Annotated in this window: 30 protein-coding genes and 1 pseudogene; 12 read left to right on the forward strand and 19 right to left on the reverse strand. The window is 62.0% G+C overall.

Translation table 11 applies throughout. The annotated features are described in order from the left end of the window. Window positions 1-119: 119 nt before the first annotated feature. The 4 genes from hutC to ACFFNA_RS18235 form a co-directional block, all read right to left on the reverse strand. Window positions 120-851, reverse strand: a complete 732-nt coding sequence (gene hutC / locus ACFFNA_RS18220; protein WP_378920426.1) for a histidine utilization transcriptional repressor HutC — start codon at window positions 849-851, stop codon at window positions 120-122. Window positions 852-882: 31 nt separating this feature from the next. Further along, window positions 883-1,908, reverse strand: a complete 1,026-nt coding sequence (locus ACFFNA_RS18225; RefSeq protein ID WP_378920607.1) for a zinc-dependent alcohol dehydrogenase — start codon at window positions 1,906-1,908, stop codon at window positions 883-885. Between the two features lie 15 nt (window positions 1,909-1,923). Then, window positions 1,924-3,246, reverse strand: coding sequence for a histidinol dehydrogenase (hisD, locus tag ACFFNA_RS18230; RefSeq protein WP_378920428.1), 1,323 nt, complete (start codon window positions 3,244-3,246; stop codon window positions 1,924-1,926). 82 nt (window positions 3,247-3,328) lie between these two features. Next, window positions 3,329-4,102 (reverse strand): SDR family NAD(P)-dependent oxidoreductase, encoded by a 774-nt coding sequence (locus ACFFNA_RS18235; RefSeq protein WP_378920430.1) that lies wholly within the window; start codon window positions 4,100-4,102, stop codon window positions 3,329-3,331. Window positions 4,103-4,303: 201 nt separating this feature from the next. Here ACFFNA_RS18235 and ACFFNA_RS18240 point away from each other — a divergent pair, with 201 nt between their 5' ends. Genes ACFFNA_RS18240 through ACFFNA_RS18250 form a run of 3 tightly spaced genes read left to right on the forward strand, consistent with a single transcriptional unit; the run spans window position 4,304 to window position 5,399 of the window. Then, window positions 4,304-4,576: a hypothetical protein gene (locus tag ACFFNA_RS18240; protein ID WP_378920432.1), complete on the forward strand. Its 273-nt coding sequence runs from the start codon at window positions 4,304-4,306 to the stop codon at window positions 4,574-4,576. A 29-nt stretch (window positions 4,577-4,605) separates the two neighbouring features. Continuing rightward, window positions 4,606-5,148, forward strand: coding sequence for a YbhB/YbcL family Raf kinase inhibitor-like protein (locus ACFFNA_RS18245; protein WP_378920434.1), 543 nt, complete (start codon window positions 4,606-4,608; stop codon window positions 5,146-5,148). A gap of 35 nt (window positions 5,149-5,183) precedes the next feature. Continuing rightward, a complete protein-coding gene (locus ACFFNA_RS18250) occupies window positions 5,184-5,399 on the forward strand; it encodes a hypothetical protein (protein WP_378920436.1) in 216 nt (71 codons plus the stop codon). A 3-nt stretch (window positions 5,400-5,402) separates the two neighbouring features. Here the strand turns inward: ACFFNA_RS18250 and merBA are convergent, their stop codons facing one another. The 4 genes from merBA to ACFFNA_RS18270 are packed head-to-tail and all read right to left on the reverse strand — an operon-like array spanning window position 5,403 to window position 8,682. Further along, on the reverse strand, window positions 5,403-7,703 hold the full coding sequence (merBA, locus tag ACFFNA_RS18255) for a bifunctional organomercurial lyase/mercury(II) reductase MerBA (RefSeq protein WP_378920438.1): 2,301 nt from the start codon (window positions 7,701-7,703) through the stop codon (window positions 5,403-5,405). Then, entirely contained in the window at window positions 7,700-7,942 is a 243-nt protein-coding gene (locus ACFFNA_RS18260; protein WP_378920440.1) for a mercury transport protein, read from the reverse strand. Before ACFFNA_RS18260 ends, merBA begins: the two co-directional genes overlap by 4 nt. 1 nt (window position 7,943) lies before the next feature. After that, complete coding sequence (locus ACFFNA_RS18265) at window positions 7,944-8,237, reverse strand: cation transporter (RefSeq protein ID WP_378920442.1); 294 nt, start codon at window positions 8,235-8,237, stop codon at window positions 7,944-7,946. Between the two features lie 19 nt (window positions 8,238-8,256). Beyond that, the gene (locus tag ACFFNA_RS18270) at window positions 8,257-8,682 is read right to left on the reverse strand and encodes a mercuric transporter MerT family protein (RefSeq protein WP_378920444.1); all 426 of its coding nucleotides are present in this window, start codon (window positions 8,680-8,682) and stop codon (window positions 8,257-8,259) included. A gap of 85 nt (window positions 8,683-8,767) precedes the next feature. Here ACFFNA_RS18270 and ACFFNA_RS18275 point away from each other — a divergent pair, with 85 nt between their 5' ends. Then, entirely contained in the window at window positions 8,768-9,196 is a 429-nt protein-coding gene (locus tag ACFFNA_RS18275) for a MerR family transcriptional regulator (RefSeq protein WP_378920446.1), read from the forward strand. A 36-nt stretch (window positions 9,197-9,232) separates the two neighbouring features. Here ACFFNA_RS18275 and ACFFNA_RS18280 read toward each other — a convergent pair. The 4 genes and pseudogenes from ACFFNA_RS18280 to ACFFNA_RS18295 all read right to left on the reverse strand — a co-directional run bounded on the left by ACFFNA_RS18280 (window position 9,233) and on the right by ACFFNA_RS18295 (window position 12,017). Continuing rightward, window positions 9,233-10,156: pseudogene (locus ACFFNA_RS18280) on the reverse strand (ArdC family protein). A gap of 289 nt (window positions 10,157-10,445) precedes the next feature. Beyond that, window positions 10,446-10,820: a hypothetical protein gene (locus ACFFNA_RS18285; protein ID WP_378920448.1), complete on the reverse strand. Its 375-nt coding sequence runs from the start codon at window positions 10,818-10,820 to the stop codon at window positions 10,446-10,448. Between the two features lie 151 nt (window positions 10,821-10,971). Continuing rightward, window positions 10,972-11,604, reverse strand: coding sequence for a hypothetical protein (locus ACFFNA_RS18290; RefSeq protein WP_378920450.1), 633 nt, complete (start codon window positions 11,602-11,604; stop codon window positions 10,972-10,974). Beyond that, window positions 11,598-12,017 carry a hypothetical protein gene (locus ACFFNA_RS18295; protein ID WP_378920452.1) on the reverse strand — a complete coding sequence of 140 codons (420 nt, stop codon included), beginning with the start codon at window positions 12,015-12,017 and terminating at the stop codon, window positions 11,598-11,600. The genes ACFFNA_RS18290 and ACFFNA_RS18295 overlap by 7 nt, the downstream gene beginning before the upstream one ends. Window positions 12,018-12,593: 576 nt before the next feature. Here ACFFNA_RS18295 and ACFFNA_RS18300 point away from each other — a divergent pair. From ACFFNA_RS18300 to ACFFNA_RS18335, 8 genes are all read left to right on the forward strand, one after another. Further along, window positions 12,594-13,031 carry a curlin gene (locus ACFFNA_RS18300; RefSeq protein WP_378920454.1) on the forward strand — a complete coding sequence of 146 codons (438 nt, stop codon included), beginning with the start codon at window positions 12,594-12,596 and terminating at the stop codon, window positions 13,029-13,031. A gap of 64 nt (window positions 13,032-13,095) precedes the next feature. Then, window positions 13,096-13,497, forward strand: coding sequence for a curli-like amyloid fiber formation chaperone CsgH (gene csgH, locus ACFFNA_RS18305; RefSeq protein ID WP_378920456.1), 402 nt, complete (start codon window positions 13,096-13,098; stop codon window positions 13,495-13,497). A gap of 160 nt (window positions 13,498-13,657) precedes the next feature. Then, window positions 13,658-14,071 (forward strand): curlin, encoded by a 414-nt coding sequence (locus tag ACFFNA_RS18310; protein ID WP_378920609.1) that lies wholly within the window; start codon window positions 13,658-13,660, stop codon window positions 14,069-14,071. Between the two features lie 156 nt (window positions 14,072-14,227). Continuing rightward, on the forward strand, window positions 14,228-14,464 hold the full coding sequence (locus tag ACFFNA_RS18315) for a hypothetical protein (RefSeq protein WP_378920458.1): 237 nt from the start codon (window positions 14,228-14,230) through the stop codon (window positions 14,462-14,464). Between the two features lie 145 nt (window positions 14,465-14,609). Then, complete coding sequence (locus ACFFNA_RS18320) at window positions 14,610-15,092, forward strand: DUF982 domain-containing protein (RefSeq protein WP_378920460.1); 483 nt, start codon at window positions 14,610-14,612, stop codon at window positions 15,090-15,092. A 98-nt stretch (window positions 15,093-15,190) separates the two neighbouring features. After that, window positions 15,191-15,367 (forward strand): hypothetical protein, encoded by a 177-nt coding sequence (locus ACFFNA_RS18325; RefSeq protein ID WP_378920461.1) that lies wholly within the window; start codon window positions 15,191-15,193, stop codon window positions 15,365-15,367. A gap of 228 nt (window positions 15,368-15,595) precedes the next feature. Next, window positions 15,596-15,796 carry a hypothetical protein gene (locus ACFFNA_RS18330; RefSeq protein WP_378920462.1) on the forward strand — a complete coding sequence of 67 codons (201 nt, stop codon included), beginning with the start codon at window positions 15,596-15,598 and terminating at the stop codon, window positions 15,794-15,796. Window positions 15,797-16,081: 285 nt separating this feature from the next. Next, window positions 16,082-16,240 carry a fasciclin domain-containing protein gene (locus ACFFNA_RS18335; RefSeq protein ID WP_378920464.1) on the forward strand — a complete coding sequence of 53 codons (159 nt, stop codon included), beginning with the start codon at window positions 16,082-16,084 and terminating at the stop codon, window positions 16,238-16,240. A 468-nt stretch (window positions 16,241-16,708) separates the two neighbouring features. Here ACFFNA_RS18335 and ACFFNA_RS18340 read toward each other — a convergent pair whose 3' ends face one another. The 7 genes from ACFFNA_RS18340 to ACFFNA_RS18370 all read right to left on the reverse strand — a co-directional run bounded on the left by ACFFNA_RS18340 (window position 16,709) and on the right by ACFFNA_RS18370 (window position 25,280). After that, window positions 16,709-17,416 carry a GntR family transcriptional regulator gene (locus ACFFNA_RS18340; RefSeq protein WP_378920466.1) on the reverse strand — a complete coding sequence of 236 codons (708 nt, stop codon included), beginning with the start codon at window positions 17,414-17,416 and terminating at the stop codon, window positions 16,709-16,711. Window positions 17,417-17,511: 95 nt separating this feature from the next. Next, complete coding sequence (istB, locus tag ACFFNA_RS18345; protein WP_378920468.1) at window positions 17,512-18,324, reverse strand: IS21-like element helper ATPase IstB; 813 nt, start codon at window positions 18,322-18,324, stop codon at window positions 17,512-17,514. Continuing rightward, a complete protein-coding gene (gene istA / locus ACFFNA_RS18350; protein ID WP_378920611.1) occupies window positions 18,314-19,843 on the reverse strand; it encodes an IS21 family transposase in 1,530 nt (509 codons plus the stop codon). The genes istB and istA overlap by 11 nt, the downstream gene beginning before the upstream one ends. A 236-nt stretch (window positions 19,844-20,079) precedes the next feature. Continuing rightward, the gene (gene gltS / locus ACFFNA_RS18355; RefSeq protein WP_378920470.1) at window positions 20,080-21,330 is read right to left on the reverse strand and encodes a sodium/glutamate symporter; all 1,251 of its coding nucleotides are present in this window, start codon (window positions 21,328-21,330) and stop codon (window positions 20,080-20,082) included. 193 nt (window positions 21,331-21,523) lie between these two features. Continuing rightward, the gene (locus ACFFNA_RS18360; protein ID WP_378920472.1) at window positions 21,524-22,534 is read right to left on the reverse strand and encodes an Lnb N-terminal periplasmic domain-containing protein; all 1,011 of its coding nucleotides are present in this window, start codon (window positions 22,532-22,534) and stop codon (window positions 21,524-21,526) included. 156 nt (window positions 22,535-22,690) lie between these two features. Then, window positions 22,691-23,950, reverse strand: coding sequence for an alpha/beta hydrolase (locus ACFFNA_RS18365; protein ID WP_378920613.1), 1,260 nt, complete (start codon window positions 23,948-23,950; stop codon window positions 22,691-22,693). A 265-nt stretch (window positions 23,951-24,215) separates the two neighbouring features. Further along, window positions 24,216-25,280, reverse strand: coding sequence for a tyrosine-type recombinase/integrase (locus ACFFNA_RS18370; protein WP_378920474.1), 1,065 nt, complete (start codon window positions 25,278-25,280; stop codon window positions 24,216-24,218). Window positions 25,281-25,458: the final 178 nt, after the last annotated feature.

Genomic DNA, 25,458 nt, shown 5'->3' on the forward strand with positions numbered 1-25,458 from the left:
CGGGAGCGGATGTCAAGGCTAAAATACATACATGCATATACAAGTTGAGCCGACACAAATTTCCTGTCGATCCGACCCATCAGCCTACCGCCATCGGCCACGCATTCGCCTCGTTGCCGTCAGTTCGTCCTGGAAGGGGAATACCGGCTGCCGAGCGAGTAGCGGCTGCCGACGTAGGTCAGCTTGCTGATGGTGGCAACGATCGCGCCCGTCCATGTCCGGCGGTGCAGAAACAGGCAGCAGCTGCCGACATCGATGTTGAGATGCCGCGCCGTCTCGGCGTCGGCCGGGATCGCCGAGATGATATGCTCGACCTCGGTCACCGGGGTCTTCTGCATGAGGTAATCGTAGGTCGCCGTCTTGGAAAAATCCTGCTTGTCGTAGTCGGGGATGAGGCTCGGATTGACGAAGCGTTCTTCCAATTGCACAGGCAAATCGTTCTCGAAATTGACGACGACCGAATGATAGATCGAGACCCGCTTTGGGAACTCGAAGGACAGGGCGAGCTCCTTGGTCGGCGTGATGGTTTCCAGCATGAGCACTTCAGAGCGATGGCTGTTGCCGCGCTCGACAATCTCCGCCGCGATGTTGTTGATCTCGATCAGCGTCGATTGCGGCCGGGGCGGCGCGATGAACGTGCCGACACCTTGCAGCCGGATCAGGAATCCCGCCGCGGTCAGTTCCCGCAAGGCGCGGTGGACCGTCATGCGCGAGACACCCAGCGAAACCACCAGCTCATTCTCGGACGGCAGCTTGCGATCCTTACCCCACCGGCCCGTTCCGATGTTGGTCAGGATGTAGTCCTTTACCTTCTCGTAAAGGGGGCTCGCCGTATCGGGCAAATCGATCATTTCAAAATCCTTTCCGGCAATTTATCGGAAATCACACCGGCTCAACAGGTTGCCGCATGCGGATGATTGTTTTCAAGCCGTCGCTTTGCCCCGCCAACAGCCGCTCATAAGCAGCCGGTATCTCGTCAATGCCGATCTCGCGATCGATCAGGGCCAGCAGTGGTTCGCTGAGCTCACCCAGCATCTGCACCGCGTCGGGCAATTCGTCGGCAAAGGCGTGGCATCCCAGCAGTGCGATCTCGCGTTCGACCAGGAGATTGGGGTCGATGTCGAGACGGCCGTGGAAGATGCCGACCATCGCCACGGCGCCGCCGGAATCGAGAACGCCGAGCAGCTGAGTGAATGCGGCGATGCTGCCCGTCGCCTCGACGGCGGCCAGCAATGGGGCATTGGCGGTCGCGGCAGCAATAGAGTCGCGGTCGAGGTCGACAATTGTCGCGCCGGTCACCCGCGCCACGCGGGCGCAGCGCGCCTGGTTGCGGTCGGCGACAAGCACGGTGCCGGCGAAGCTTCGCGACAGCAGCAGCGCGGCAAGACCACCGATCGGCCCGCAGCCGACGACCAACACCGAGCCTGCCGTCTTCGGCAGCCGCCGCACCGCGTGCAGCGCCACCGCGAGCGGCTCGGCCATTGCCGCGACCCGCTCGTCAAGTGCCGGATCAACGACATGCAGCAGACGCGCGGGCAACACCGCCTGTTCGGCAAAGCCGCCGGCGCAGACTTCGCCGACGAAGCCCAGCGAAGCGCAGAGATGGCGCCTGCCGGCACGGCATTGCGCGCACTCTCCGCACCAGAAGCGGGAATCGGCAACCACCCTGTCGCCGACGGCGACGGTGTCGACGCCCTCGCCGAGCACGGTCACCGTGCCGGTCAGCTCGTGGCCGGCCGTCGAAGGCGAGCGGCTTATCCATTGGCCGGTGCGGAAATTGTGCAGGTCCGAACCGCAAATGCCGGCGGCATCGACCCTGAGCTTCACCCAGCCCGCATCCGGTGAGCCCGGCGAAGCGATATCCTCGACGCGCAGATCGCCGGGTCCATAAAGCCGTGCCGCCTTCATCGCCATCGTCTCCGTTCAGCCGGCGAGGTAGCGGTCGCGGATTTCCGAGACCGCGTTTTCGTGCGAGCTGAAACCCTCGTAGCGGGCGAGTCTGCGGGCATGCATCGCGAGTTCCGGATAGGCGGCCGAAGTGACATAGCCGACCGACGAGCGCTTGACGAAATCCGTCACCGAAAGCGGTCCATAGGTTCGCGCCCAGCGGCTGGTCGGCAGCACCGCATTGGGGCCAAGGACGAAATTGGCGAGCGTCACCGGCGTATGCGGCCCCATCAGGATTTCGGCGGCCTCGGTGATGTGCCCGAGATGTGCGAACGGCTCCTTCGACAGGATTTCCAGATGTTCGGGCGCATAGTCATTGATGAAGCGGTAGCTGTCTTCCAGCGACGCGGTCAGCACGATGCCGCCGCGCTTTCCGGTCAGCACCGCGCGCGAAAACTCCATGCGCTGTTCGGTCATGCGCGACCAGTGCTCGGGAAGTGCCGCGCGTGCTGCCTCAGCAACCTTGCGGCTGTGCGTCACCAGATAGGCCGAGGAATCCGGTCCGTGCTCGGCTTCGATCAAAAGATCGAGCGCGGCAAGGCCGCCGTCGACGCTGTCGTCGGCGAAGATGATGGCTTCCGACGGACCGGCCGGAAGACCTGTGTTGATGATCGAGGACAGCACGCTCTTGGCCGCCACCACCCACGGGCTGCCCGGACCGACGATCTTGAGCGCGGGCTTCACGGTCTCGGTGCCATAGGCGACCGCAGCGACGGCCTGGGCGCCACCGCATTTGTACACGGTATGGACGCCGGCGAGGCGAGCGGCGACCAGGGTCGCCGCATCCACCGAACCGTCCGCTGTCGGCGGCGTCACGATGGCGATCTGCGGCACGCCGGCGATGACAGCCGGAACCGATGTCATCATCGTCACCGACGGAAACGCGCCCTTGCCGCGCGGCACGTAGAGCGCCACGGAGGCGATCGGCGTGTATCGGTCGCCGGCATAGGCGCCCGGCCGGACTTCCTTGAGCCACATCGTCTCCGGCTTCTGCTCCTCATGGAAACGCCTGATGTTGTCGATGCCGAAGCCGATGCTCTCCACGACATCCTTCTCGACCTTGTCGAAGGCCGCGTCGAACTCGGCCTCCGACACCTTCAGCCCGCCCTCGGTCACATTGGCCTTGTCGAGCTCCCTGGCGAAGCGGATCAAGGCAGCGTCGCCCTCGTCCTTGACGGCCTGGATGATCGGGCGGACCTTTTCGACGAAGACCGACAGATCGGCCTCGGCGCGTTTCAGCAGGCCGGCCCGCTGGGTGGCATCGAGCGATGACAGATCGTGGAAGCTGATGTCGGACATGGGTATTCCTCTTTGTTGGAACGCAATGTGCCAGCCGGTCACAGTGCGGAAGACATTGATTTCGAACCTATGGCGAGCCGCCTCAGATCGATGCCAGGAAACCGCCATCCACCGGAATGGACTGGCCGGTTATGTAAGCTGCCGCGTCAGAGGCAAGGAACACGGCGACACCGTGCAGATCGCCAAGATCGCCGAAACGGTGCTGCGGGATCTTGGCCAGCATGGACTGCTGCCATGCCTCGTTGCTGTAGAACACATCCGTCATCGCCGTCCTGAAGTAGCCCGGAGCGATGGCGTTGACCCTGATGCCGAGATCCGCCCATTCGGCCGCGAGCGCCCGCGTCATGCCGAGCAGGCCCGACTTCGACGAGCCATAGGGCACAGCGGTGGGGATGCCGACTTCTGAAGTCAGCGAGCAGAGATTGATGATGGCGCCGGCACGCCCGGCATCGCGCATCTGCCGCGCCGCGGCCTGGGCGCAGAAGAATGCGCCCTTGAGGTTGGTGTCGACGATCCGGTCCCACAGCGCTTCGTCGACATCGAGCGAGGGCCGGACCTCTTCCATTCCGGCATTGTTGACGAGGATGTCGAGACCGCCAAGCAGGCTCGCGGCCTCGGCGATGGCGGTCTGGCAGCGGCCGACATCGGTGACGTCGAGGGCGACGGCATGCGCCACCCCGCCGGCCGCACGGATGGCAGCTGTCGTCTCATCGAGGGAGGCCAGGCTGCGCGCGGTGACCGCGACGTCGGCGCCGGCAGCGCTCAGCGCCTCCGCAATGCTGCGGCCGATGCCACGGCTGGCGCCAGTGACAAGCGCTTTCCTGCCGGAGAGGTCGAAAAGGGAAGCGTTGCGCATGTGATCCTCCTTGGCCGCTCCGGTTGCGTTACGCAGAGACTATCAGATCGACTTACATATACAAGCATATACAAATGACTTTGGGTGCGATGGTGGTGAGGTCGTCCGCTGCACGCGTGATCGCACAATTGGCTCACCCGCGGAGCAATCTTTCGAGGCTTGTCGACGGCAATGATCGGTCGGCGATGGAGGAGACCAAACTTGTCCAAAGTTTCAGACATGGTCCGAACCGAAGTCATGCGCCTGTCGCCTTATAATTCCGGACTGACGATCGGCGAGGTCATGCAGCGATACGCTCCGGCCAGGATCGCTAAGCTGGGCTCGAATGAAAACCCGCTTGGCCGGAGCCCGACCCTGGCCATGTGGCCGGCAGCTTCAACTCTTACAGTCATGGGGCTTGCAACAGCGCTCGTCGCCTCCGCCGTGTTCTCGCCGCAGATAGAGTCGAATGTCTTGCGGATCATCGGAGGATGAAGACCGCGAAGCACAGAGGGAGACATTCCGTGATACACAGTCGCCTGTTGTCGGCAGGGTTCCTTGTCGCCGTTCTGAGCCAGCCGGCCTTTGCCTTCGATCTGTCGAGTCCGTCGGTCTCAGACGGCAACTGGGGCAAGAAGTTCCTCGCCAAGGAGTGCGGCGGTCAAAACATATCTCCTGCGCTTGCCTGGAAGGACCCGCCCGTCGGCACCAAGAGCTTCGTCCTCACACTCTTCGATCGCGACGCCCTCGACGGTTTTGGATGGTGGCACTGGCAGGTGCTGAAGATCCGGTCCACGGTGACCGGCTTGCCCGAAGGTGCGGGGACCAGGGGCAGCAAAGGCCTGCCGAAAGGCGCGATCCAGGGCAAGGCGGACCTCGGCCGTGCAGGCTATCTCGGGCCTTGTCCCGATCAAGGAAGTGGGCTGCATCGCTACGTGTTCACGCTCTACGCGCTCAAGTCGGCGGAAGCCGAGACCGAGCGCGACGCCTCGCCGGGCATGATCCTCGCCGACGTGATGCGCGAGTCGCTCGGCAAGGCGACGGTGACCTACACCTACGGCCGATAGCTCGATTGGCCAGGGCGAGCAGGCTAATCTCACGCATGGACTCTTTGACGCTGTTCGGTCTTGCCGCTGTCTCTCTGATGCTGGTCTTCTACGCTCTAGAAGACCGCCGTCCTTGGTTTGTGCTCGCCTTCGCCGGGGCCTGCGTGCTTGCTTCAATGTACGGCTTCCTCCAGGGCGCGTGGCCCTTCGGGCTCGTCGAGGCTATCTGGGCATTCATAGCTGCCGATCGTTGGCGGCGCCGCAGATCTTAACCACTAGCCGGCGCAGCACGACAGCTTCGCCACGTCCTTGTCGAAGGCCAGGGCGGCAAGCTTGAGGCCCTCGACGGTGGTAAGATAAGGGAAAATCGTGTCGACAAGATCGCCGAAGGTCATGCCTTGCCGGATAGCCAGTGCCGCTGTCTGGATGCTGTCCGCGCCCTCGGGGGCAAGGATATGGGCACCTAGCAACTTGCCGCTAGCGGCATCGGCGACCAGCTTGATCAATCCGCGCGTGTCGCGGGCGGCAAGCGCACGCGGTACCTGGTCGAGATCGATCGCAGAGACCCGGACTGGATACCCGGCCGAACGTGCCGCAGCCTCGGTCAGGCCAACGCTCGCCACTTGCGGGTCGGTGAACACGATCGCCGGCATGGCGCTGTTGTCGTACCGCAGGCTGTCGCCATTGAGGGCGTTCTTGGCTGCGAGCTTGGCGCCGTAGGCGGCCATGTAGACGAACTGGTCTTGGCCGATGACGTCGCCGGCGGCATAGATGCCGGGCCGGGTCGTGCGCATGCGGTCATCGACGATGATGCCGCCCTGCGGCAACGCGGCGATTCCATGTTCGGCAAGCGCGAGCCCTTCGATGTTGGGTGTGCGCCCGGTGGCGATCAGCACTTGATCAGCATCGATGGTCGTCTCCTGGCCGTCACGTGCGACCGTGAGTGCAATGCCGTGCTCGGTCTGCCGGATTGCGCGGTAGGCGATGCCGGAGATGACGGTGATCCCCTCGTCCTTGAAATATCCCGTCAGCGCCGCGCCAATCTCGGGCTCGGCCTCGGGGAGCAGGCGCGAGCGACAGACGAGCGTCACCTCGACGCCGGCACGGGCGAACATCTGGGCGAGCTCCGCCCCGATATAGCCGCCGCCGATCACGAGCAGCGATCGGGGTAGCTCCTCGAGATCGAGCGCCGACGTGCTGGTGAGATAGGGTACTGTCTCGATGCCGGAGATCGCAGGGATCGCCGGCCGCGCACCGGTCGCGATGATGATCTTGGCGGCCGGAATACGCGTGCCGTTCACCTCGACACCGCCATCGAAGAGGCGCGCTGATCCTTCGCGATAGGCGATGCCGTTGTAAGCCGGCAGCAGGTCCACGTACTTGGCCTGGCGCAGCTCGGAAACCAGCGCGCCCTTCTGACGAACTGTTCCCTGCCAGTTGGTCACTTCAGCCTGGGCGGCGATGCCGGCGAAACGTGCCGCGGCGCGCGCATTGTGGAGCGTCTCCGCGACGCGGATCAGTGCCTTCGACGGGATGCAGCCGAAATTGACGCAGGTGCCGCCGATGATGCCGCTGCCGATGAGCGCCACCTGGGCGCCCTGATCGGCGGCCGTGATCGCGGCGGCGAAGCCGGCTGAGCCGGCGCCGATCACCGCAAGGTCGTAGGAACTGTTGTTGCGGCCATTCGCGCTACGCCGACATATCACGGGTCTATCCGGCGGTGCCGTATCGCCGGACGATTGCGACTCGCCCCTTATCTCAGCCGCGCCGTTGCGGTGGCCGCCGCTTGTGTCGAGGCCGGTAAGGCTCGGCCCGAAAATCGCCCGACCTGCCTGCAGAGCTTCCTCGATCGACAACCGGAACCCCGGCCTTTCTGCAGGCTGCGCCCGACGCCACGCTGCCAGGTGATCATCCGAACAGAAGAACGAGGTTGCCGTGCACAACGAGTTCGCCGCGCAGCCGCCTTCGTAGCGGACGCTGAGCCACACGACGGCCGTCACCGGCGTAATGTCGACCAGAGCTCGGCCGCGGTCCTTTGTGGTGATCCGGATCGGCGCGCCGCAGTGGCTACAGCGTGCGGCGATCGCGATATCGCGGTCGGTCATGGCGCCGCTGCCGAGCGCGTCGACCGCGCACATGGCGTTGAGGGTGCGCCCTTCCAGAATGACCTGGTGGCCGGTGTCCCGGTCCGTGAAGGGATAGGCGCCGACGATCCGCCCGCCATCGAGCACGACGAGGTCGCGACGGCGGAGCTCTTCGAGCAGCGCACGGACGGCTTCCTCGCTAAGCCCCGCACGCATGGCAAGCGCGCTTGGGGTCGGGGCTCGCCCGTGTTCAGCATAGAGCTCTAGCACCGCAACGCGCACGCGATCCGTGGCCGCATCGTAGCCGCTCCAGCGATCGAGGACATGGCCGGAGCCAACCATGGCCAGCAGGGCGTCCTTGACCGCAGCGGACTTGACGACCGACCAGTCCGGAAACGTCACACCCGGCCGCACGGTGTAGCTCGGCAGTGTCGAAGATGAGGAGGTCGCAGCCTTGTAACGAGGCGACGAGGATGCGCAGCAATCGTTCATGGCTTCACGCCTTCCTTGTGAATCTTCGTCTCGCAATCCGCGGCTTTGGCCCGTCGATGATGGATGGCCCACGCGACGAGACCCGCGATCACCACGGGAAGCACCCCCAGACCCGCACCTGCCAGCCAGGCGCCAAGGCCGGCCAACGGCAGACCCACGGCGACAAGCGGCGCCGCGCAGCAGAGCGCGGCAAGTGCGACGCCTGCCATGCCCCCGTGGACCAGGGCGCGGTCACCCATCTCAACTGCCCTGCTGCACCACGTGGGCCGGATAGCCCGCATTCATGCTTGCGGCCGCGATCGTATCCGGGTTCGTCTTGGTGTCATCGAAGGTCACGGTCGCGGTCTTGGCTTCGAACGAGACGGCCACCATCGCGACGCCGGGGACAGCCGCCATCGAGCTCTTCACGATGTAGGGACAGGAGGCGCAGGTCATGTTGTCGACGGCGAAGGTTACGTTGCGCTCGCCGGCCCAGGCAACGGGAGCCAGCATCACCGAGCCAACCAGGGCGAGCGCGTTCAAATACTTGTTCATGGGGAAAGTCTCCTCTTGATCAGGCGCGAAGCAGCAGCGGGGTGACGTAATCGAAGGCAAAGGCGGCCGCCACGAGCACCGTCGCGAGCCAGAGCGCGAGCCGAACAAGGCGGCTGGAGATCGGCCGTGCGCAGGCCGCGTCATTGGCGCAGACTCGCCGCGGCTTCCAGTAGACGAGGTAGAAGCCGTAACCGAGGATGCCGGCCGTTCCGGCGACGAAGAGTGGTTTATAGGGCGCAAGCGCCGTCAGATTGCCGATCCAGGCTCCGCCGATACCGAGGCTGAACAGGACGAGCGGAATGATGCAGCAGGACGAGGCGGCGAGCGCGCCGACAAAGCCGCCGACGGCGACCAGGCGTTGTCGTCCGGCCTCGCTCCGCTCGGTCATGGCAAGACCTGTCGTGGCGGGCGCCGTATCTGACGTTCTGGATCGCGATGCAAGCATGTCCAACCTCGCTCTTCTTGCCGAAATCCTATGCGTACCGTAGCATGCGGTCTGTAGTCGCTACAGGGTCAAGAGGATATTTGTGATGCGCGATCACGCCGGCGTGAAGGGTATGCAGCGGGCCGAGCTCGCCCTGCGGACGGGCTGCAATCTGGAGACAGTGCGTTATTACGAGAAGGTCGGCCTTCTGCCCGAGCCGCCGCGCACGACGAGCGGCTATCGCAGCTATGACACCTCGCATGAGCGGCGCCTTCGCTTCGTGCTGCGGGCGCGCGAGCTCGGCTTCTCCCTTGATGAAGTCCGTGAGCTCTTGCGTCTTGTCGACGAGCGCGACCGGCCCTGCGCCGAGGCACGCGGCGTCGCCGCCGCGCATCTCGACGACGTGCGAGCGAAGATCGCCGATCTCAAGCGCATGGAGCGGGTGCTCAAGGACGTGGTCGCGCAATGCGCTGACGGCGCTTTGCCGGAATGTCCACTGATCGAGACTCTGTTCAGAGGGGGTGCGGTCAACTGATCGCACCAATCGGAGCTACCGAATCGTGAAGGGCGCCTATGCGGCGCCCGAGATTTTGTGCTGCTGAGCCCTGGCCTGCTGGGCGTGCATCCAGTCGGCGATCTGCTGCGCCTTGCTTGCGGCGGTGAAGATGAGGCGCTTGTCGGAACGCAGTACTTCGAGCCAGGAGGCGATGTAGCGGGCATGGTCGGGGCGCGGCTCGACGCTGAGGTTGAGCAGATCATGGCGCTGAGAAGTTCGACCGTGCATTCTTCCATGGCGTAGGCAGCCGAGCCGAACCGTCCGGAGAGATCGCGGTCGAGCCGATGCTTGGCGCCGGAAGCGTGGCCGCATTCGTGGAGCAGCACCGCATAGTAGGCAATCGCGTCCCGGAAGCAGGCTAAATCGGGCATCTGCACATGGTCCTTGGAGGGAAGGTAATAGGCCTGCGATCCGCCGTGGCAAATGTCGATGTCCAGCGCCGCGCAGAAGTGTTCGGCATGCTGGATGCGGTCGATCTCGGGAAGCACCGCCATCTCCGGCTGCGTGTAGCCGTCGACCTGGGCGCAGTTGAAGACGGTGTAGCCGCGGGCGAATAGACGTCGGGCGGCCTCGTCGTGATCTTCGTCGCCATCCTGGCGTTCCGTCTCGCCGTTGCGATCGCTGATCTTCCAGAATACGACCAGATGGCCGCGCTCGCCCTTGCGGACTTGGACACCGAGCGCCTGCCACTGGCGATAGGTTCCCCAGGTGCCCGGGGGTATAACCGGATGCCTGCGCCGCAGCCCAGAGCGAAAGGATGTTGACGCCGCGATAGGCCTTGCCCGAGGCGACGTTGAGGGGTGCGGTGATGGCCGATCCGTCGTGATGCCAGGGCATTCGGTAGTCGCCGCCGGCGTCGATGGCGGCGATGATCTGGTCAGTGACGCGCTCGTAGATATCGTCGACGGTCCGGGTCTGGCCGTTGCAATCGATGGTCATGGGTGTCTCCTGTGCTCGCCCTCTCCGTCGATGGCGAAGCGGCAGGGGCAGACGCGGCGAGCCGGGCTGTCACACCCTGTTCACGGTTACTGGTGCGCAACAGGGTTGATGGGCCGGCAGCGTCTGCCACAACCGAGCCCTGCCTCGACGGGCCAGCACGGGAGACGTCGGCCATGACCGATGGGCGCAGGAACCGGCTGGCAGGGGGATATTGCGCGGCTCTCAGCCAGCGCCGTCTCACGGCGAGAGCCGCAGCGGGACGATCCTGACCTCGCGCGATCGGGCGAGTTCATCCTGCAAACCGGCAATCACCTCGTCGCGCTCGGCAAACCTGCAACGTCAGCACCTGGATGTGCTGGGCGAGAGTGCGGTTGAGTGCGCGCAGTTCGGCCATCTCGGCACCGCGCACGGCCCGGAGCTCGGCTTCAAGGGAGCGGACGCGATCCTTCAGCGCTTGAGGAGATGTTCGCCGGTGGCGGGCTTCGGCGGCACGAAACTCGGCGAGAAGATCGACGGCGCGGTTCGCTGTTGCCCGGCCGACGCCGGCCTCGCGCGCCAGATTGGAGACGGTGAGCACGCCGTCGGTGCGCTCGGGCCGACCGTCGAGCAGTCGTGCCATCGCCGCCCTCAATGCCGCCTCGCTCTTCGGACTGAGGCTGGTCATGCATCGCCATCCATCAGAGGTGCGATCAGCCGACGTTTGCGTTCGTTGTCTCGCGTGATTGCCACCCGCCGCAGGAGTGGCAGGCGTCGATCCTCAAGCAGCGCTTCGCCTTCGGCGATCGAAGCCTGCCAGGGCTTGCGGTGTCGGGCGGTCAAACAGGCGTTCGGGCAGCGGTCGGGGCTGCATCGGGACAAGGCCGGTGCCGCCCGCTCGGAGTGCGGCGCGTCCGCAAGGCAGAGCGCTGTCGCGGCTTCGAAAAGGCAATCATTGAGGAAGCCGACATGTAAGGTCCGGCCGAGATGAGCGAGCATGGTGCGCAGCCGCTTGCCATCCATGATGCGGGCCGGAAGATCGCCGAGCTCGTCCCGCACATGCGCGAACTCCCGCCGCAGCCGCGACGCTCCTGGCCCCGCCGGACCGTCGTGGCGAAGAATGCCTCGTAGTGGGCGACGATGTCGTCGAGCTGGCCGAGCGCGCGTTCGCGCTCGACGGCGAGGCGGAAATCGGCACGGGCCGATCCGGCGTAGCCCTCGAACATGGCGACGGAGGCATGCTCGTACTGGATCTTGCCCGCGATCGTACAGAACGGCCGGTTGGCGATGTACCAGGCGACTGTGCGGCGCAATTGCCGCGTCGTGAACCTCCAGGGTTCGTCGCCTATGCACGGGATGGCCGGTTCGCCTTCCGAGCGCGCATTGATGCCGTCGCGGAAAAGATTGAGCGTTGCCGTCGCCCCCATGCCGAGATGATCGGCGCTCCAGGGCCAGTCCTTCACGGTCACCATAGGGATGAGAGTCCCTTCTCCTGGCGATTGCGCGCCGAGAGCACCTCCATGACCGCGGCGGCGCGGGCGACGGGATCGATCGAGATTGGCGTGTCGAGACCGCCGACCTCGGTTCCGAGTTCGGCCGCCGCTTGATCGATCAGCCGACCGGTCGCCTCCAACTGGCTGACGCGCCCACTAGCCGGAGCGCCAGCGCGCAGGCGCATCAGATGGAGATTGTAGGGCGGAATCTCCTTGCCGGTCAGCGGATCGATCCGGCGGGCGGCGTTGGGCGCGCGCTCCCGGATACATTCGGCCCGCGCATCCCGCGCCATCAGTCGTGTGCAGCGGGCTTCGAGAGCGTCCAGTTCGGCCCGTGCGGCGACGATATCGGGGGCGTAAATCTCGACATGCTTGAGCGCCCAGCCGAGCATAGCGCCGATGATCGGCTCGGGGCGACCCCCTTGTCCTCTTGAGCGCGATCAAGGGCGACCGTCTCGAGGATGACGGATTCGCCAAATCTTGCAAACATCGTTGGCCTGCAATTTTCAGCCGGCACACATGATCGTCGGTCTTTGGCAGCAAACACCCACCGTTCTGCAGGTAAATCGCGCCCATGCCCTTCGGCCGCCGCCATAGCACAACGCGCTTCGTGGCGGGCTCCGGAGGCACCTTGTATGTCAAAAGAAGCCACGTCAGGACAACCATCGCATCAGCATGATGTAGCGACAACGCGGCCAGCTTCGACCACCCTCTTGAAGGCGTTTCGAAGGCTATGAGACTTCTGACGGAACCAGCAGTCGCACTGTAGAGGCACACACCAAACAGGAGCAGAGGGACTGCGTTTCCAACGACAAGATGTCCGCAACGGGTCAGAAGCTGAACGGTCCGCCGCAACCACGGCCTCTCCTGAACTCTGTCTGAACGCCGCCTTCAGCATCGGTTCGAACCGCATCTCCTAAAAAGATGCCGTTCAACTCGCGGTCTCGTCCGCCAAAGGAGACACTCTCATGATCCGCAATTTTTTCATCGCAACCGCGCTCGCCGCTCTTGTCGGTATCACCGCCGCCGCCCCGGCCATGGCAAACGATGTACGCATCGAGCAATATGGCTGGTCGAACTCAGCCGGCGGCGCTCAGAACGGCTTCAGAAACCGTATCCGTGTTTACCAGAACGGCCGCTTCAACAAGGTGATCGGCCAGCAGCGCGGCCGCCACAACCTTTCGGCCGTCGGCCAGGAAGGGGTCGGCAACTATGGCGCTACCTACCAGAACGGCAACCGCAACGTGGCCGGGGTCGGCCAGTTCGGTTCGAACCATACCACTATCCTGACGCAGGACGGCAACGGCAACATCGCCGCCGGCGTGCAGGTGGGCCATGGCTGCGATGCCAATGTCAGCCAGGGCGGCAGCGACAACGTTGCCGCTTTCGTTCAGGCCTGCCCCTGATCGGCAGCACGGGCTAGGCGGCCGCGGAAAGGATCCGCCGCCGCAAACGCCAAGGAGACGAAACATGCCACGCATCGTCAAGCATCCCCGCCTCGTTACGGCCGTACTCGCCCTGGTCCTAGTCCCGGCAGGCGCGTTGGCGACCATGGCCACATCCGCCCAATCCCTTGCGCCGGTGCGCTGCGAGATCCGCGCCACGCCGGATGGCGGCATGGTCTCACTGGAGGCGTTCGCCCATACGGACACAAACGTGAGCGGCACCTATTCCTTCCATGTTGAAAGTGCCGGTCGCACCGGCGGCACCAATATCGAGCAGGGTGGCCCCTTCAGCGCCGCGCCCGGCAAGCCAGCTGCGCTCGGCGCAGTTACGCTCGACGCGATGGGCGCCGTCTTCGACGCCAGGCTCGAGATCACGGTCGATGGCAAGCGCATCGGCTGCACCGAGCGGGTCGGCGGCGCGACCTGATCGCGTCTCAGGTTTACGAAGAGGGTGTCGGAGGTCGGCGCCCTTTTTATGTATGCCAGGCAGGTGGCTGAACAACAGCTGAACGACGGATTCCGGCAGGGTTCAGCCACGAAATGGGAAGGTTAGCCATAGGCTAAGCAGCCAGAAAATGGAGATCAAGATGGCCCCCAATATGTTCAACACGCTCGCAGCTGCTCTTGTCGCCGGCAGCATCGGCCAGGGGTTGCTGTCCCTTCCGGCCGTCGCAGGCGGCTGGGTTTCCGCGACCTATGCCCCTGATAACGCCCGCGATGCGGGCGCGGTGGCGACCGGCTTACGTATCTATTCGTTGTATCGCGGCTTGCACGGCGCCAGCATCCACCAGTCTGGACACCGCAACACCGCGGGCATCGGCCAGAACGGCCTTAACAATCTGGGCATTATCCGCCAGGAGGGCGCCGGCCATTCCGCCACCCTGCGGCAAAACGGCAATGACAACGCTTACGGAATTTTCCAGTTCGGAAGGAATACCGACGCCAATGTCGTGCAGAACGGCAACGGCGGTGGCGGCGCCACCTTCAGCTACGGCTGGTAGCGACCGAAGACCGGTGGAGACTCGGACCCGCAGGTGCTCGTAGCCGGGCGGCTCGTAAGCCAGCGTCGCAAGCAATGGCTGGTTACCACCTCAAGCACTTGGGCGGCGAAGAAGATTTAAGTGACACCCCGCTTAGCAGGATTTCTGGGACGAGCGATGATACCAATCCTCGGGTTACTTCTTGGTGATGTTGCCGTGATTCAGGTCGAAGGCCTGCGCGTCGCCGGCCTGTTTGTGAAAATCATCCTGCAGCTCTCCCCATTCTCCGAGATAAGCACCGCAATTGCTGCACTGAATGGGCGTATGCTCATCGGCATTGTCCGGGATCTCCATCAGGATCGTCCCGCACGCTTTACAATCCAGTTTGTGATCGAGCCGCTTGCTGTCCATTGACGCGTGACTATTCCGACCGAGCTGGAATTTATCGATCGCCAGGCGAACCGACTAGCGGCTCCATTGGCCAGGGTTCGGGGAAATGCGTCTTCCCATCGGAACGAATTCTCTTCGTTCGCATTGCCAGCCCGAGGGGGAAGTCGCCATGCACGATGCTTCTTTTGACGTGTCAGTGATCGTTGAGACTACGAACCCAGGAGAGTTTCCTATGCTGGCCAGCGTTTCTCAGGCCGCTGTGTTCCTGATAGGGCGCCGGCCGGCAGAACATGGGCCACAATACCGCACCGCACTCCGCGCTTGCATAGGTCGCCTTGCATCGCGCAATGATGTCGAAAACGCTCGACGTGCCTTCTTGGTGGCGGCGAACGAGGCGGGGCTACTTGTAAAACATGAAGATGAGGAGGCAGACTTAGCGCCGCAACGTGATGAGAACATCACACCCCCATCCGCAACTGAAGAAAAGCCGCTAAACCGCGTGGGAATGGAAGAGGAAGAAGAATTTCTCGTCCGCTTCCTCTCGCGTGAAACGGGCATCGCCGAAGCGCAGGCCCGCGATCTGATTAATATGATCGGCATCGACCGCTCATCTTTGCTACGAGAGGCAAGGAAATTGAAGGCGAGGCATTGAGTGCCCGGACTTTCTCGACGGCTGAATTGCCAGCGCAAGCTTATGGCCCATGAGCACGCGAGGCGCCGATTTTTCTCTACCGATGGATTTCCGAACACATGCCGGAAGGCCCGATCGATGATCCGTTTCTGGTGATAACTGACATGGCTGACCAGGCCATGAGGGCAGCCGACGTCCAAGGCATCAGCTGCCAAGAGATCGACGAAGAGATCGGCAGCGTCTACGATGCGATCATCCACGCCATCCACCACCGCGAAGGTGGCTTAGGGGATTGAACCGTCGTCGGGGATTTCTGCTGCCGCCCTAGACCAGGCCGGGCCGCAAAAGCTGATGCTGCTTCCCCTGCGGACGCAGCATATCATCGATCCCCGCCCGGTCGGCTGATGTTTACGGTTCTCCCTCCGGGTAGTGGGTCAGTTTGAAATCTGGCGGCCTTGACGCCGCTGTCGCGCCAGCTAGCGATCTCCTATATGATTAGCGCAATGCGTAGGAGCAAGAGCCGCTTGAATTATTCCATAAAACTCGGCAAGGAGCCGAACGTTTTGATGATCGATGACTTGTCCAGTAGGCAGGCTTTAAACCAGGCGCGTGAGCTGCTGGCGGGAAACATCAAATTCGACATCTACGCCAGCGATGGCACCTTGATCGTACTGGATGATCTTGAGCGTTCTGTGGAGTGCGACGACGATGCCAACCGGACCTAAAGCCCCCAAGCGCCCGCGCGATCCCAACCAGTTGGCGAAGTCTATAGTGGATATGGCTGTGGGGGATTCCCAAGGTGGTGCCGAGATCTGCTACGAGCCTGATGCCAGTTCTTGGGAGGGCGGGCGGCATTAAGGGCGGTCGCGCGCGCGCTCTACGGGGCTTCTCCTGACAGCGCCAAGGGCCGCTACAGCCCTGCCGAATGTCCTGACGGCCCATGTCGTTGCCGGCAAGATCTCGGCCAAGCAGATGATGCAAAGGCCAAGGCGATGGGCGGCAGGTACGAGATGAAGACAGTGAGCGGCGATACGCTGACGGCTGAGGTCAAGGGCGGTTCACTTTACATCGTCGACGAATCCGGTAGCACCGCTAAGGTTACCGTCGCCGACGTCAACCAGTCGAACGGCGTCATCCATGTCGTCAACAAGGTGCTCTTGCCGAAGTAACGGCTCCGGCAAATCGGAGCGGCCAAGTCCGTGGGTTTCTGGACCTGCCATTCCGTAGTGGGGAGTCGTCACAGTCCAAGATTGTAGTAATTCGTTTTGGGTCTCGCCTCCGTCTGCCCCTTAAGTCTCCGATTTGGCTTAGAGCCCGCCTACTCGATGACTAGATGTGGCGCACGCAATAAGAGGTCCGCCGCCGAGAGTCGATCCGCCGCGGTGGCGCTTGGTGCCAATAGGGGTAGCTGAGCGGCACGGCGCTGACTCGACCTACCTGAGGGCATCGCGTTGAAAGTACGCTAAACAACGCCAAGGACGAGCGGGAGGAAACATCGTCACGCCGCCCCTCTGGACGGCAGATTGGGCGGCTTTCGGCTTGTCGTCTGTGCGGCGCGATCCCAGAGGAAATCGCCGGAGAAGGCGATGTGCTCCCATCCCACGGGTACGGAGCGCAGCAACGATGCTTCATTCGCCCTACACGCTAAGCAAGTCGGAAAGCTTGTCGGACTTTTCCACCTTGTCCGTGAGGTCGAGTCCGGACAGGAGATCGACCAGATGGCTGTTCATCAGGGCGGCGGCGTCGGCACTGCGCCCGGCTTCGATCGCGTCGACCAGCGCGTGATGGGCATGCTTCTCGCACGTCGCGTCGCGCCGTTTCCAGTAGAGCGCGATGATGAGCGACGAATGCGAGACGAGGTCGCGGACGAAGTTGGTGAACACTGAGTGCGCGGCAATCTCGGCGATGCCGACGTGGAAGCGCGCCGACAACATGATCGCCTCGCTGTCGCGGCCTGCGTGCAGCGCCTGGTGCTCTTTCTCGAGGTGCCGCCGCAATTGCTCGATATCGGACGGCACTGCCGCTCTGGCGGCAAGAAAGGCAACTTTGGGCTCAATCAGAGCCCGCGCTTCGAACACCTCCCGCGCCTCGATCTTCGACGGCTGCGCCACAAACGCGCCGCGATTGGGCTCCAGCCGAGCCAAACGGTCGTGGGCAAGGGCCTGCAAGGCGGCGCGAACAACGGTACGGCTCACCGAATAGATCGACGCCAACTCGTCCTCCGGCAGCTTGGTGCCCGGAGCGAGGCGATGGCTGACGATGGCGTCCCTGAGACCATAGTAGATTGGCGACCAGCGCGCTGCCGGCTTTTCGTCTCGATCCTCGTCCCTGAGTACAGTCAGCATGCTTTTTCAACGTGCAGGCACGACGCTTGCCTGACCTTTATGTTGATTTTCATTGAGAACTGACCCGGCATTTCCGCCGAGATTTGACCCGCCTTTTATGTATGTTTCGGGTCGGGTGTTGTGGTCAAGTTCCTGTTTTTCTCCTTCCGGTTTTTAGGTTCATGTGCGGAGCTGTTCTTGAATCGGAAGCTGTCGTTTCCGGTTTCCAGGATGTGGCAATGATGCGTCAGCCTGTCGAGAAGCGCGGTTGTCATCTTGGCGTCGCCGAAGACACTCGCCCACTCGCTGAAGCTGAGGTTTGTTGTGATGATGACGCTTGTGCGTTCGTAGAGTTTGCTCAGCAGATGGAAGAGCAATGCTCCACCTGATGCACTGAACGGCAGATAGCCAAGTTCGTCCAGGATCACGAGATCGGAATGCACGAGGCGATTGGCGATCTGGCCGGATCTCCCCTGTGTCTTCTCCTGTTCCAGCGCATTGACCAGCTCGACCGTCGAGAAGAAGCGAACCCGCTTGTGATGATGCTCGATGGCCTGCACGCCGAGGGCCGTGGCAACATGGGTTTTGCCTGTTCCAGGGCCGCCGACGAGCACGATATTGGCAGCTTCATCGACGAACTCGCAACGATGAAGCTGCCGCACGAGTGCATCGTTGATGTCACTGCTGGCGAAGTCAAAGCCGTTGAGATCGCGATAAGCGGGAAAGCGTGCGATCTTGAGCTGATAGGCTGTCGACCTGACCTCGCGTTCTGCCGTCTCGGCCTTGAGCAGTTGCGACAGGATCGGAATGGCGGCCTCAAACGCTGGCGCTCCCTGTTCGGTGAGTTCGCCTACAGCTTGCGCCATGCCGTGCATCTTCAGGCTCCTGAGCATGATGACGATTGCGCCGCTGGCAGGGTTATGACGCATGGCGCACCTCCAGGGCCTTCCTCAAAGCATCGTAGCGTTCGACATTGGCCTTCGGCTCATTGGTAAGCGTCAAAGCCTGAGGAGCATCGATGGTGGGTGGTGTGAGGGATTTGCCGTCGATCAGGCGATGGAGCAGGTTAAGCACATTGGTCTTGGTGGGAACACCGCCTTGCAACGCCATTTCCACGGCGCAAAGCACGGCCTGCTCGTCGTGCTGAAGGACAAGTGCCAGTATGTCGACCATCTCGCGATCGCCGCCCGGCTTCTTGAGCAAATGCTGCTGCAACGACCTGAATGCATCGGGAAGTTCAGCAAACGGTGCTCCGTTGCGTAGGGCGCCTGGCTTGCGCTGAACGACAGCCAGATAGTGCCGCCAGTCATAGATCGTCTGTCCTGGCCGATCATGCGAGCGATCGACGATGCGGCGATGTTCACAGACAATCAGACCCTCTGCAGCGACAACGACACGATCCGGATAGACCCGAAGGCTCACGGGCCGATTGGCAAAGGACGCCGGAACGCTGTAGCGGTTGCGCTCTAAATGCACGAGACAGGTTGGGGAGACCCGCTTGGTGTATTCGACAAAGCCGTCGAAGAGACGGGACGCCGGCATGAGAGCCTGGGCTTCCTCAGCCCAGATATCGGCAATGGTGCCGCGCATTTTGCCATGCGGGGTCTGCTGCCAGAACTCTTGGCATCGAAGCTCCAGCCAGTCGTTCAGGGCTTCCAGTGATGGAAAGCGTGGAATCGGTTGAAAGAACCGGTGACGCGCATCCTGCACGTTCTTCTCGACCTGTCCCTTCTCCCAGCCAGAGGCCGGATTGCAGAACTCAGGCTCAAAGAGATAGTGGCTGGCCATTGCCATGAAGCGGACATTGACGTCGCGCTCCTTGCCGCGGCCGACCTTGTCGATCGCTGTCCGCATATTGTCATAGATGCCGCGCCGGGGAACGCCGCCAAAGACACGGAAAGCATGGTTATGGGCGTCGAACAGCATCTCATGCGTCTGCAACAGATAGGCCCGGACGATGAAGGCCCTGGAATAACTGAGCTTGGTATGCGCCACCTGCAGCTTGGTGCGTTCATGGCCGATGATTGCCCAGTCCTCGGACCAGTCGAACTGGAATGCTTCACCCGGATCGAACGAAAGCGGCACGAATGTCCCGCGCCCTGTCGTCTGTAATTCCCTCTGCAGATCCGCTTTCCACTCCCGAGCGAAAGCAGCAACACGACCATAGGAACCCTCATAGCCAAGGCTCAGCAAATCGGCATGCAACTGCTTCACCGTGCGTTTCTGTTTGCGGTTCTTTTTGGCTTCCGTCCTCAGCCAGGCTGACAATCGGTCGGCAAATGCGTCAAGCCTGCTCGGCCGCTCTGGAACCTTGAACTTCGGCTCCACCTCACCCACCCGCAGGTATTTGCGCACCGTATTCCGCGACAGGCCGGTCCTGCGGCTAATCTCACGGATCGATAGATGCTCTCGAAAATGCCAGCGTCGGATCACGCTCAGTAATGCCATGTCGATCACTCCGTAGCCCCCGCTGAAAACACGCAGGGCAAGGTTCAAACATGGGTCAATTCTCGGTGGAAATATCCTGTGTTGCCGGGTCAGTTCTCAGTGGCAATCAACAATCGCCGCTGCCTATGAGGCCGACAGAACTTGCAATAAGCATAGCGAGTCAGCATTACGGCGGCTAGCGGGCGTCGCTACGCCAGTCGACAGGTTGCCGCTCGTTCGACCGCATTTGTCGGAAATCAGTGCCCAGCGATGCCCAGTGCCTTCATGTCGAAAAGTGGCAACGCCAGGAATGCCTTCGCAACGAGAGCATTGGCAAGATCGACGAAGAACGATCCGGCCAGGGTGATCAGCAAGAACGCCTTCGGGGCTGGACCGTAACGGCGCGCCACCTCATCCATGGTCGCCATCGCGACGGGCATCGAAGATATCCCGAAGCCGAGGAAACCACCGACCGTAACCGCTGCCTCATAGTCCCGGCCCAGCAACCGGAATAGAACGAAATAGGCAATCGCCACGATGACGATGATCTGCAGCAGTACGTTGACGAAAAGTGGTCCGAGGATAGCGGCAACGGCAATCAGCTTTGTGCTCATGAGGCTGAGCACCAGAAACAGGTTCAGAGCGACCTCGCCGCCCTTTTGAATCGGCTCGAAGTCCAACTGGATGCGAGTCCAGTCAACAAGGTTCGTCAGGAAAACTCCCGCGAGCATCGCCGACAGGAAGCCAGGCAGCAATAATCCTGCGTCCTTGGCCCAGTTGTTGAGCTTGTCGCCAAGAAGGACCGATACCGCAACAATCAGGATGGTCGCCAGAATACTCTCAAGGTTCCCGCGATCCTCCTGAACCGTTGCCGGCGCCTCCTTTTGCGGCTCGGCGAAGGAGACCTCCGTCTGCGGTGGCGCAACCGGGGAGAGTTTGTGACGCCCGATCAGCCAGCCGGTAATGGGTCCCGACACCAGCGCGCCGGTGATGACCGCAAGAGTCGCCGCTCCTGCTCCGACCGCTTGCGCGTTCTGAAGCCCGACGGCCTCCGCCTCCTTCGCCCAGGCAAGTGCCGTCCCTGGCCCACCGACGAAGGAAAGGCTCCCGGCAAGGAGCCCGTAGAAGGGGTGTGCACCCCAAGCCGTAGCGACACCGATGCCAACCAGATTCTGGCAGACCAGCAGAAGCACTGTCACCGCGCAGAGGATGACCAACGGACGGCCACCGGCTCGCAGCGCTTTCAACTTCGCCGACAGGCCGATCGTCGTGAAGAAGACAAGCAAAAGAAGATCGCGGAGCTTTGTGCCGAAGGCGACCTCAGTTCCGAACATGACCTGAGCAAGGAGAACCAGCAGAGCCACTATCATGGCACCGATCACGGCGTTGGGCATGTCGATGCGTTTCAGCGCTGGAACCATTTGACGGATGCGGGTCCCCGCAACCAACGCGATCAGACCAATGATCAGCGTTGCAAGTTCCGAGAATTCAACATGGTCCGCGGCCATCGGCTCAATCCCCCCGTCGAAGCTCTGCGAGCGCCTCCTTCATCGCCACCAATCTCGCTTCGGCGAATGGCTGAACGTCTTCGGCGATGCAAAATAACAACTGCGCTGCTCGGCCAGCTTATCACCAATGCCAGGTCATCGAGACCGGAAAACCCCCTTGGCGCTTCGATCCCACCTGCGAGCCCCTCCCAGATCAATAGCCAAGGCGAGGAGACGGCACACCAACCCGGATCAATCTCGAAAAATCCGGCGACAGGCCTGACTTCCGCGCACGGTCGTCTATGTGTGCTAGCTCCCGCAAGGTCGACAATGGCAAGCGGGTGTCGAGCGCACCCCGGTCGTACGCGTATTCGGGAAGATAGCCGTTGACAATGAGGCGCCAGTCGAGGGGAACGGCGTCGCCGACCGCTCGCATCATCTTGACGATCGTCGTCGTGCAGTTCGTCGTGATGGAATTGTAGAATGCGGGCTTCGTGGAAAGCGCATTTGCGTCCGAGACGTATTCCAGCAGAAGCGCCCGGGCCGCGTCAGGCGCCGCTTTCAGGCGATAGATCTGGACGTCCTCCCCCCGAACATTTGACCTGACGCCGACCACGTCTCGCTCGTCGGCAGCGATAATGACCAGGGGATTGCTCTTGAACAGGTCCGCTATGGGCGAAAACTCGCCACCGACACGACGCCGCACCTCAATGGACCAGGCAAGATATTCACCACCGGAGAAGCCAAAGCTCATGATGACATGGGCCATTTCCGGTCCAGCCCAATAGGACATGAAGAGGTCGGCGGTCTGAACGGTGGAAAGGTCGTAGGTCCGGGTTGTCCAACGTTCGGTGAAATCGGTGTCGCTGCGCCATTCGAAGTCGCGCACGTCTTTCAGCGTCAACAGGTTTCCGTCGCGGGTGCCGGTTACCTGACGGGCCACATCTGGCGCCCAGTCGGCGTCGCCCAAAGGCTTGATGGTGCTCCACCAAACCAGAACCACAGCGAACGCAGCGAGAAACAGGACGAACGCCCTGAAGCGAAAACGGCTGAAGAGGGCAATGACGGTGCCGATGCCGAATAAGATGAAAAGGGCGCAGGCCACAACCCGACCAAGCTCTGGCGCAGGCAGGCGATACCATATGGCAAATCCGGTCCAGGCAGTCAAAATTGCAACGGCTAGTGACAGGATGATGGCGAGCGATGTCCGAGCGATGCGCTGCATTCATTTCCCCTTCCAGCCAGACGGGACCAGCAGAGGCGTCGCTTCAGGCGTGGGGCTCGCTCTCCGCCCACTGAATGCCATTCTCACGGAACGTTCAACGCAACTTCGAGATGGGGCATCAATAAGCTTCGCTCCCGCCTTGACTTCGTTGAAACGCTATTTCTTGCACCCTTTTGTGGATGCCGCGGGCAGGTTGCAATTCTTGCTGCCAGCATTCGTTTTCTTACTGCTTTGCGAGCCGGTCAAGTTCTCGACCTCATTGCCGTAGTTTTCCCTGGTGTTCTGATCGACCATTGCAACGGGTGCCGAAATCACCAGCCCTGCAGCACTGCCAGCCGCTGCCGCCGCGCCGGTCGTCGCTTGCACGATCGTGTCGCCAAGGCCGACCCTGCTGTCGGTCAGGCTCTGGCCGCCGGCCATCCGCGTTCCGATCAGCTGCACGATTTGCGGCGACGACGCGAACTTGCCGTGGTTCAAACTGTCGCCGGATTTGACTTTCGTCAGATCGATGACGACCACATTGTTGCTCGCGAGTTCTTCCTTGTATGGAGCTTGTTCCGGATCAATCGATCCGAGCCGGGGGATGTTGCCCCAGACCCGTCGCGAAACCTTGAGCGCGCGATCGTCCTGCGAGACAAAGAGGGTGAACTGCGGGTGCTGTTTGCCCATGTCGGCAATCTGCGTGCGAAACACGTCGACATCGACGTCGGGCGCGGCCAGCATGACGTTCTTGAACTTCGCCGGCAGGCCGCCATTGCGGATAGCCATCTGGCGCAAGGATTCCAAGGCAAGCCAATTACCCATCGAATGGGCGAGGATCGAAACCTCTTTTACATCGGGATCGTGCGCCAGGTATTGGAACAGCGTCTCGAGCGCATCCCGCGTGTAGTTGGTGCTTTCGCGATCGTAGCCATAGGCCAGCGTACTGCCTCGGGAAGGCCATGTGACCAAAATCGGAGCGCTGTCGGTACCGGTATCCTTTGCGATCTGCGCAAAGCGATAAACGGAGTCCTCGAAGCGGTTGTTGAAGCCATGGATGAAGACCAGCACGCTATGGTCCGGGCTCTTCTTGACAGAGGCGTGTAGCCACTCCTTCGCGCCATCCCGTGTTAATTCCTCGGCTTTCACCACCGCGAAATCAGTTGCCGGGTTTGAGGGCAGCTTCTTGGGCCAGGCGACCTCGCCGACCTTGCGTACCGACGCCGGCGGGATCGACACCGTAATGTCCGCAAAAGAGGGAGCGCTTCCGCGCTCGCCCGTATACATCTCGGCCGGATTGGCGGAGCGAGCGCGCGTCGTTGCCACCAGCATCTCCACCTTGCTGGATGAAGGCGACGTATCGGACACCGGCAACAAGACATTCGTCGGGCGGGACGCGCAGCCGAAAAGCAGGCCGACCAATGCAAATGCGAGCAATGCGTTGGTGGTACGCCCGACTTTCAATTTACTTATGACGCCGGTTCTCAAAACGCCCCCCCAACTGTGCAACCTCAACAAGGTGGTTAGTACCGCCCTGTCGCCGACCGATCAGTCGATACAGATTGCCATGATAATGGCACCCGAGGACTGATGGGCATGCCGCTCCACACTGCCAAACGAAGACAGGCGGCCTAAAGTAAAACCCAAGCTCAAAAATTGATCTCAGGTATTTACCGGACTCTACCTCAAGTCGACGGAACTGTCAGGATTTGGAGCCTTTCCTGGTCGCCCGGGACGATATCTTCGCCGCGACGGGCTCGGTCTTCGCCTCTTGCTTAGCCGCCGAAGAAGAAGGCAGAGGATTTTCCGCCCCGCTGTCCGGCTGGGCGGGGCGAGGCGTTTCCAGCACGACGACACAGCCGTCGAGGTCATTGGTGGCCAGATGCGCATAGCGCATGGTCATCGACAGCGTCTGGTGGCCGAGCCACATCTGCACGCGCCTGATGTCGATGCCGCCCTGGACGAGACGCGAGGCGCAGGTGTGGCGCAATATGTGCGGCACCACCTGGTCGTCGGCGCCAAGGCCGACTTCGGCTTTGGCGTCGTTCCAGATGGCACGGAACTGTGCCTGGCTGAGCTTGGTGAACGGGCCCTTGGGCCGGCGGCCTTCGGTGGCTGGCAGCTTGATGACCTCCTTGACCCGCTCGGTCATCGGAATGGTGCGGCTGCGGCCGGATTTGGTGATCCAGAAACTGACGCGGTGCTCCTGGATGTCGTTCCAGATCAGCCCAAGCGCCTCGCCGAGGCGGCAGCCGGTGTCGACCAGGAAGACTGAAAGCCTGTAGGCATCCTCACTGCGACTCTTGATGGCGGCGAACAGCCGTGCCTCTTCGTCCCTCTCGAGGAAACGAATCCGCCCCGCCCGCTCCTTCTGGCGGCGGAACTCGGGCAGGCTGTGGATATCTCCCATCTTATGAGCCTTGCGCAGCAGTTTGCTGAGGGCAGCCATCTTTCGATTGATGGTTGCGTTGCTGTTGCCGCGCTGGCGCAAGGTACCAATAAGGTTATCCAGGGTACTCTGGTCAAAGGCGCTGAATCGCTCCCCAAGGAGAAGCTCATCTATCTCGCCGATGAAAGAGCTGACATTGTATTTATGCCGCCCATCATCCCACAATATGTCCCGGTATGCTAAAAAGAGCTCTCCAACCCTATACGACTTTACTTCTCTGATCTTGTTATAGCTGTACTGTATCTTCGAATTTTGAGAAGAAAACATCGTAAAATGATCTGAGGGCTCACCCTCTTGAATCGCTTCGGTCGTCATCATTTGCCACACCCCCGAGTGGATAGATCAGCCCTATCCGCTTGGAAGCGTCCTTTCAAGAGATTTGAATCACGTGGTTGTGATTTCATCCGCCCATCAGCGGATCCCACGAAATCACCCACGGACCCTATTCAGCTACCGTTACCCCCTGTTCCTTCTGTTTGCCTTGACCCAGTCACGA

This window comes from Mesorhizobium kowhaii (assembly GCF_042431665.1).
Taxonomy (GTDB): domain Bacteria; phylum Pseudomonadota; class Alphaproteobacteria; order Rhizobiales; family Rhizobiaceae; genus Mesorhizobium; species Mesorhizobium kowhaii.